Annotated in this window: 5 protein-coding genes and 1 pseudogene; 2 read left to right on the forward strand and 4 right to left on the reverse strand. The window is 68.6% G+C overall.

Features of this window, described 5'->3' with window-relative positions; genetic code table 11:
- Positions 1-638: pseudogene (locus tag ABB28_RS18265) on the reverse strand (hypothetical protein); the annotation flags it as partial.
- Positions 635-1,276, reverse strand: a complete 642-nt coding sequence (locus tag ABB28_RS15520; RefSeq protein WP_083492057.1) for an RNA polymerase sigma factor — start codon at positions 1,274-1,276, stop codon at positions 635-637. The pseudogene ABB28_RS18265 and the gene ABB28_RS15520, both read right to left, overlap by 4 nt.
- 122 nt (positions 1,277-1,398) lie before the next feature.
- Between ABB28_RS15520 and ABB28_RS15525 the strand changes: the two genes are divergently transcribed.
- Entirely contained in the window at positions 1,399-4,227 is a 2,829-nt protein-coding gene (locus ABB28_RS15525; protein WP_245625356.1) for a bifunctional diguanylate cyclase/phosphodiesterase, read from the forward strand.
- On the opposite strand, the gene ABB28_RS15530 is transcribed toward ABB28_RS15525, so the two are convergent.
- Together ABB28_RS15530 and ABB28_RS15535 are read right to left on the reverse strand one after the other, a co-directional pair.
- Positions 4,224-4,817 (reverse strand): LOG family protein, encoded by a 594-nt coding sequence (locus ABB28_RS15530; RefSeq protein ID WP_057687281.1) that lies wholly within the window; start codon positions 4,815-4,817, stop codon positions 4,224-4,226. The genes ABB28_RS15525 and ABB28_RS15530 overlap by 4 nt on opposite strands.
- Positions 4,818-4,928: 111 nt before the next feature.
- Positions 4,929-6,425, reverse strand: a complete 1,497-nt coding sequence (locus tag ABB28_RS15535; RefSeq protein WP_057687282.1) for an aminotransferase class III-fold pyridoxal phosphate-dependent enzyme — start codon at positions 6,423-6,425, stop codon at positions 4,929-4,931.
- A 213-nt stretch (positions 6,426-6,638) separates the two neighbouring features.
- On the opposite strand from ABB28_RS15535, the gene queA reads away from it, so the two are divergent.
- Positions 6,639-7,703 (forward strand): tRNA preQ1(34) S-adenosylmethionine ribosyltransferase-isomerase QueA, encoded by a 1,065-nt coding sequence (gene queA / locus ABB28_RS15540; protein WP_057687283.1) that lies wholly within the window; start codon positions 6,639-6,641, stop codon positions 7,701-7,703.
- Positions 7,704-7,845 lie beyond the last annotated feature (142 nt).

The raw sequence follows: 7,845 nt of genomic DNA on the forward strand, positions 1-7,845 counted from the left end.
GGGGAGGCCTGTGGCGGCACGCGCGACGCGTCGGCTGCGCGGGCACGGAACGCCTGCGGCGCCGGTGCATCCGCGGTTTCGGCCGTGGCAACAGCCGATGCAGCGGGCGGTGGCGGCGCTGGTGCTGGCGCGGGTGCCTGCATGCGTGCGGCAGGCGCCGGCGCCGGTACGACCATGGGCGCCGGGGCCGCATCGGGGGCCGGCGTGCGGCGAGCCGGCGCGGCGGATCGGGTGGCATCGTCTTCGGCCGACACTGCTGCCGCCGCCGCTGACGGGGCTGGCTCTGGCGCGTTTACCGGCTCCGCCGGCGCGGGGCTGGCCATTTCCTGCAACGTGGGCGCCTGCGGCGGTTCCGGCTGCATCTGCCAGGCCAGGCCCACCGCGAAGATCACCGAGGCAGCGATGCCTGCCACGGCCGGCCAGCGCGAACGACGCACACGCTGGCGCCGCTCCTGCACCGGCGCACTGGCGGCTGCCGGCGCATCCGCACGCTCTGCGGCCGGTGCGGCCTGCACTGCGGCCCGTGCCGCGGCCAGCACGGCGGCATCCACGGCGGCCGACGGCGCCTTGTCCAACCGGCCGCCGAGCAGCCGGGCCAGTTCGCGTTCTTCGGGGGTCAGGGGATCGCGGCCGTTCATGGGGTCAATCCTGCACGCAGTTTGTCCATCGCATAGCGCAGGCGCGATTTCACCGTTTCCCGGCCCACGCCGGTGACCTGGGCAATCTCTTCCAGGCTGAGTTCCTGCTCCAGCCGCAGCAGCAGTACTTCGCGCTGGTCCGGTGGCAGCGCATCCATGGCCTGCTGCACGCGGCGCCGCTGCTCGAAGCCGCTCAGTTCGCTTTCCGGGGTGTGGCCATCGACCACCGCCTCCACGCGCGCTTCGGCATCGGCCGGTGCGGGGGGACGGTGGCGCGCAGCGCGCCAATGATCGTTCAGCCGGTTATGCGCGATGCGGAACAGCCAGGTGCTGAAGGCCGCCTCCGGCTGCCAGCCGGCGCGCGCGGCGATGACCCGCTGCCACACGTCCTGGAACATTTCCTCGGCCAGGCCGGGGTCGCGCAGCTGGCGCACCAGGAAGCCGTGCAGGCGCCGGCGGTGGCGCTCGTACAGGGCCTGAAAGGCGGGCAGGTCGCCGCCGGCCCAGGCCAGCATCAAGGCTTCATCGGTTGGCAGTGCGGCGGTATCCACGGGGGACAGGGTAAGGCCTGCCTGCGATGGCGCATAGCCGGTGACGGGCGGGCGGAGGGATGCGGCCGAGGGAGCGGAAATGGGCATGTCCCGAGCGTCAACGCATGCAGGGGCGGAACGGGGTTGCGGGACGACAAATTCAAGTCGCGGAAAGCGCTATGCTCCGCGCACAGGGGAGGTGCCGGGAGTTCCCGCACCATGGGGTCGTCATGTTGTCCAGCCAGATCGTTGCACCCACGATGGAAACGCCGGGCAAGGCGGTGGTGACCACCGGATTGCTGGAGGCCCTGTGTGGCCTGCTGCCAGACCGTGCCTGTCTGTGGGTGGACTGGGACGATCCGCTGCTGGGGCAGGGGAGCCAGTGCCATCCGCCGCAGGCGATGCCGTCATTGCGCGCAGCCGGGGCGCACCCGGCGCAGCACGCGCAATGGCAGCACGACGGTGCGCGCATCGGCCTGCGTGTTGAAGGCGCAGCGGTGAGCGCGGGCTGGTGGCTGGTCGCCCGCGAGGCCCTGCAGCTGGGGCTGCAGCAGGCGCGCCAGGCCGGCCAGATCCACGCCCTGGAAGACGCCAAGCGGCTGCAGCAGGCGCTGTACGAGATAGCCGATCTGTCCGGTGCCGAACTGGAAATGGCCGAGATGCTGCGGCATGTGCATCGCGTGCTGAACACCCTGATGTACGCCCACAACTGCTTCATCGTCGAATATGACGACACGCGGCAGACCATCCGTTTCCTGTACTTCGCCGACCAGATCGATGATTTCATCGCCGATCCGTCGCGCGCCTATGCCGAAAGCGAACTGCCCGGCAGCCTGACCTTCGCCCTGCTGCAGCATGGGCAACCGCTCAGTGGTCCGTCGCGCCAGCTGCTGGCCACCGTCGGCCAGGACGGGCAGCACTGGCGTGGGCCGGAAAGCCTGGACTGGCTGGGCGTACCGATGCTGCGCGAAGGCCGGGTGTGCGGGGCGATCGTGGTGCAGAGCTACGACCAGCATGACCGCTATGGCGAAGCGGACCGCGCGCTGCTTGGCTTCGTTGCCCAGCACGTGCGTACCGCGATGGACCGGCGCCAGGCGCAGGTGCAGCTGGAACGGCAGGTGGAGCGACGCACGCTGGAACTGCAGCGTGCCAACCGCAGCCTGCAGGATGAAGTCTTCGAACGCCGCCGTGCCGAAAAGCTGCAGGCCGCGCTGTATGGCATCGCCGAACTGGCGATGCAGGCCGAAAGCCTGTCGCAGTTCCACGCGCAGGTACACGGCATCGTCGGCACGTTGCTGGACGCGCGCAACTTCTACATCGCCCTGGTCAACGAGGCGGGGGACGGGCTGGAGTTCGTCTATTCGGTCGATGAATACACCGTCTCGCGCGCGCCGCGTCCCTTCAGCCAGGGGCTGACCGAACACGTGGTGCGCGAGCGGCGACCGCTGCTTGCCGCGCGCGCCGACATCGACGCCATGATCGAAGCCGGCCAGGTGCGCGAGTCCGGCGTGCGTTCGCAATGCTGGCTCGGCGTGCCGCTGCTGCGCGATGACGAAGTGGTGGGCGTGATCGTGGTGCAGAGCTACAGCCCTGACGTGGCATTCACCGCGCACGACCAGCGCCTGTTGACCTTCGTGGCGCAGAACATCGGCGTAGGACTGGCGCGGCAGCGCGACCAGGAACGCTTGCGACGGGCGCATGCCGGCCTGGAACAACGCGTGGAAGAGCGCACCCGCGAACTGGGCGAAGTGAACGAGAAGCTGCTGGGGCAGATCGCCGAACGGCTGCGCGCCGAACAGCGGCTGACCCACCAGGCGATGCATGACGGGCTCACCGGCCTGCCCAACCGCATCCACCTGCTGGACCGGCTGGAGGACGCGCTGTTGCGCGCCCGCAAGGGCGAAGGCGGTGAGTTCGCGGTGCTGTTCCTGGACCTGGATCGCTTCAAGCTGGTCAACGACAGCATCGGCCATGCGGCCGGTGACCAGATGCTGGTGGAAGTGGCCAAGCGCATCGTGTCGATGCTCGGCCCGGGCAACGTGGTGGCGCGCTTGGGCGGGGACGAGTTCGCCATCCTGCTGCAATGCCCGCATGGCCTGGCGCAGGCATTGGAGTTTTCCCAGCGCATGCTGCTGGCCCTGCAGGAATCGATGTGGGTGGCCGGGCGCGAGCTGTTCCCATCGGGCAGCCTGGGCATCGCGCTGTGGAATGCGCGCTACCAGCGTGGCGAAGAACTGCTGCGCGACGCCGATGCGGCGATGTACCGCGCCAAGGCGCAGGGCCATGACCGCTGCGCGATCTTCGACGAGGACATGCGCGAACAGGCGATGCGCAGCCTGGACCTGGAATCGGACCTGCGCCGGGCGATCATCAACCAGGATTTCCTGCCGTATTACCAGCCCATCGTGCGTCTCAGCGACGGCGTGGTGGTCGGCCACGAGGCCCTGCTGCGCTGGCAGCACGAGACGCGCGGCATGCTGCTGCCGGGCGCGTTCCTGGACCTGGGCGAAGGCAGCGGGCTGATCGAACAGGTCGACTGGCTGATCTACGAACAGGTGATCGCCGGGCTGGCCCGCGGCGGCACCGGCTATGTCTCGGTCAACGTGTCACCGCGGCACTTCCGCTCAGCGGAATTCAGCAACCGGTTGTTCGGCTTGATCGAAGCCTTCGACGCCGACCCGCACCGGTTGCGCCTGGAAATCACCGAAGTGGCGCTGCTGGACGAAGGCCCGCGCACCCTGCGCGTGCTGCAGGCACTGCGCGAGCGCGGCATCCTGGTGCAGCTGGATGACTTCGGTACCGGTTTCTCGGCGCTGTCCTACCTGCATCGATTCCCGATTTCCACGCTGAAGATCGACCAGAGCTTCATCGCCGGACTCAACGGCCCGGACGCGCAGAGCACCCTGGCGCTGGTGGAAGGCGTGGTGTCACTGGCGCGGACCTTGGGTATCACCACCATCGCCGAAGGCATCGAGACCGAAAGCCAGCGCCAGATCCTGCTGGGCCTGGGCTGCGACTTCGGCCAGGGCTACCTGCTCGGCCGCCCGGCCCCGCGTTAGACCAGGGCGTTGCGGCGCTTTTCGTCGATCCACTTGGAGGCCTGGGCAGGCTCGTAGCTGCGCATCCAGTCCAGCATCGCGTCGATGTCCGAGCCGTACCAGAGGTCGGCGCGCTGCGCCGGGTGCAGGAAGCGCTCTTCGACCATGCGGTCGATCATCCCGATCAGCGGGGCGTAGAAACCGTCCACGTCCAGGAAGGCGCACGGCTTGTTGCCGATGCCAAGCTGGCGCCAGGTCAGCATCTCGAAGATTTCTTCCATGGTGCCGAAGCCGCCGGGCAGCGCGACGAAGGCATCGGAGAGCTCGAACATGCGCGACTTGCGCTCGTGCATGGAGCCGACCACTTCCAGCGTGGTCAGGCCGCGGTGTGCGACTTCCCAGTCCGCCAGCTGCTGCGGGATCACGCCGGTGACTTCGCCGCCGGCTTCCAGTGCGGCATTGGCCACCGTGCCCATCAGGCCGACGTTGCCGCCGCCGTAGACCAGGCGGAGGCCGTCGCGGGCGATGCGGTCACCCAGCGCGATCGCGCGCTCGGTATAGATCGGCTTGCTGCCCGCGTTGGAGCCGCAGTAAACACAGAGGGACTTCATTGGGTATTCCTTGAAACGAAAGCGCCCCGCCAGGGGCGGGGTGCGGGATCAGTGTGCGGCGTATTTTACCCGCTGGCAGCGGACGCTGCCCGGTGCCAGCGGAGGCGGGGTTCAGGCCGCCTGGGCCTGTTCGCGGCGCGGGCCTTCGCGCAGGGCGCGGCCGACCATGCCGACCAGCAGTTCCAGCTCGCTGCTGTCCATGCCGAAGTGCGGGGTGAAGCGCAGCGAGCGCTCGCCGCCGTGGATCACGTTGACGCCCTGGCGGCGCAGCCATTCTTCGGTGGAACCGGCGCCGTAGCACTTGAACTGCGGCGCCAGTTCGCAGGAGAACAGCAGGCCGGTGCCCTGCACCTTGGTGATCAGCCCGCCCAGTTCGTCCTTGAGCTTTTCCAGCCGGCGCAGCGCCTCTACGCCGCGTTCGGCGATGTTGCCGCGCACTTCCGGGGTGAGCTGGGCCAGCGTGGCGCAGGCCACGTCCAGCGCACGCGGGTTGCTGGTCATGGTGTTGCCGTAGATGCCCTTGCGGTAGAGCTGTGCGGCGCGTTCGTTCACCGCCAGCACCGACAGCGGGTACTGGGCGGCGTTGAGCGCCTTCGAATAGGTTTCCATGTCCGGCGCGTCCAGGCCTTCGAAGCCGGGGTAATCCACGACCGACAGCACGCCGTGCGCGCGCAGCCCGGCCTGGATGGAGTCGATCAGCAGCAGGCTGCCGTGGGCGCGGGTCAGTTCGCGCGCCAGCGCATAGAACGCCGGCGGCACCGAGCGTCCCGGATCGCCTTCGCCCATTACCGGTTCCAGGAACACCGCTTCGATGAACCAGCTGTTGCGCGCCGCCTCGTCGAAGACCGCGCGCAGGGCGGCTTCGTCGTACGGGGCGAGGGCGATCACCGAGTCTTCGTCGCGGTAGCTGGCCAGGTGCTGCTGGTAGGTGCGCCGGCTGGAATCGGAGTACAGGGCAGGGCGGTCGGTGCGACCATGGAAGCTGCCCTTGATCACCACGCGCTTGACCGTGGCACCGGCATGCGGGGCGCCCGGATCAGTCTGCAGCTTGCTGTTCACATCGGCGATGCGTGCGGCCAGGCCGACCGCTTCGGAACCGGAGTTGAGGCACATGAAGCGGGTGAACGGGCAGCCGCCGCGGCGATGGCCGATTTCCGCGCGCAGTGCCTTGATGAAGCGCTGCTGGGACAGGCTGGGGGTCATGATGTTGGCCATCACCTGCGGCTGGGCCATCGCCTCCAGCACCGCATCCGGGGTATGGCCGAAGCCGAGCATGCCGTAGCCGCCGGCGTCGTACAGCACCGCACCCTTGAGCGTGACCACCCACGGGCCGCGTGCGGTCAGGGCGACATACGGGGTCACCGCGTCGTCGGCGTAGAAGTTGATGAAGCCGTCCTGCATGGCGTCGATCTGGGCCTGTTCGTCCAGCGCCAGCACCTCGCCCAGCTCGCCCTGCAGACGGGAGAATGCGGCCGCGGCGGCGTCCACCGCGGCCACCAGCGCGGGGTGGGAGGCGGCAAGGCGCTCCAGCGTGGCGTCATCCAGGCCGGTGGTCAGGCGGGTGCCGGGCTGGGCGCGGAGGGGGGCGAGGCGTTCGATGAAGCTCATTGCAGATCTCCTGAAACGATAGGTCGCACGGCCCCGTAAAAGCACAACGCGCGGCAAGCGCGCGCGTCGGGTCATGGCTCGTGCATTCGGACTTCCGTTTCGATGCTAGCACGCGGTTTTTTGCGCGATAACCCCGTGCGTTCGCTGCTGCATGGCAGCATTTTCGCGGGCGTTTGCCGCCAACTGCGCTGTCCATCGGTGGCCGGTCGTACAATGCGCGCCATTGCCGACCTGTTGCTGCGTGTTCCCTTGAAGAAGTCCGATTTCCATTACGACCTTCCCGCTGAACTGATTGCCCAGGCGCCGTTGCCGGAGCGCTCGGCCAGCCGGCTGCTGCTGGTGCCCCCTGCGCCGGGCGCGCTGCAGGATGCGCATGTGCGCGACCTGTCCGCGCTGCTGCGCGAAGGTGATCTGCTGGTGTTCAACGACACCCGGGTGATCCCAGCGCGGCTGTTCGGCCAGAAGGCGACCGGCGGCCGGGTGGAGATCCTGATCGAACGCCTGCTGGGCGCGCAGCAGGCGCGGGCGCAGGTGGGGGCCAGCAAGACCCCCAAGCCGGGCGGCCGCATCGCCCTGGACGCCGGTGGTGAGGTGGAAGTGCTGGGCCGCGATGGCGAGTTCTACGTGCTGCAGTTCCATGTACCCGAGCCGCTGGAACAGTGGCTGCTGCATGCCGGCCGGCTGCCGTTGCCGCCTTATATCCAGCGCGAGCCGGGGCTGGATGACCGTGAGCGCTACCAGACGGTGTTTGCGCGCGAGATCGGTGCGGTCGCCGCACCGACCGCCGGCCTGCACTTCGATGATGCGCTGCTGGCGGCCCTGCAGGCCAAGGGCGTGGGTTTCGGCCATGTCACCCTGCACGTGGGCGCGGGCACCTTCCAGCCGGTCCGCGCGGACGATCTGAAAGACCATGTGATGCACCGCGAATGGCTGAACGTCGGCGCCGAGCTGGTGCAGCAGGTGCGGCGCACGCGCGAGGCCGGTGGCCGGGTGATCGGGGTGGGGACCACGGTGGTGCGGGCGCTGGAAAGCGCGATGCGCGATGGCGAGCTGCTGCCGTTTGCCGGGGAGACCCAGATCTTCATCACCCCGGGCTACCGGATCCGCAGCGTGGACGCGATGGTGACCAACTTCCACCTGCCGGAGAGCACGCTGTTGATGATGATTTCCGCGTTCGCGGGCAAGGAGCGGGTATTCGAGGCGTACCGGCATGCGATCGAGCAGCGCTACCGCTTCTTCAGCTACGGCGATGCGATGTTGTTGTTCCCGCAGGGCTGATCGGGTTTCTGTTGGTTTGCGCGGCCGTGTAGTCCCCGTGTGGCGAGCCGGGAGCAGGCCCCACGGGACACGCCGTGAATCCATCCATGGAGTCTCGTTTCCGCCCATCCGGGGCTCCAACGGTCCCGTGGGGCCTGTTCCC

The organism is Stenotrophomonas chelatiphaga, assembly GCF_001431535.1.
Lineage (GTDB): Bacteria > Pseudomonadota > Gammaproteobacteria > Xanthomonadales > Xanthomonadaceae > Stenotrophomonas > Stenotrophomonas chelatiphaga.

What these genes read in the sequence shown, in the direction of transcription:
- ABB28_RS15520 (WP_083492057.1), bottom strand. Translation starts at nt 1,276, where the DNA reads ATGCCCATTTCCGCTCCCTCGGCCGCATCCCTCCGCCCGCCCGTCACC.
- ABB28_RS15525 (WP_245625356.1), top strand. Translation starts at nt 1,399, where the DNA reads ATGTTGTCCAGCCAGATCGTTGCACCCACGATGGAAACGCCGGGCAAG.
- ABB28_RS15530 (WP_057687281.1), bottom strand. Translation starts at nt 4,817, where the DNA reads ATGAAGTCCCTCTGTGTTTACTGCGGCTCCAACGCGGGCAGCAAGCCG.
- ABB28_RS15535 (WP_057687282.1), bottom strand. Translation starts at nt 6,425, where the DNA reads ATGAGCTTCATCGAACGCCTCGCCCCCCTCCGCGCCCAGCCCGGCACC.
- queA (WP_057687283.1), top strand. Translation starts at nt 6,639, where the DNA reads ATGCGCGCCATTGCCGACCTGTTGCTGCGTGTTCCCTTGAAGAAGTCC.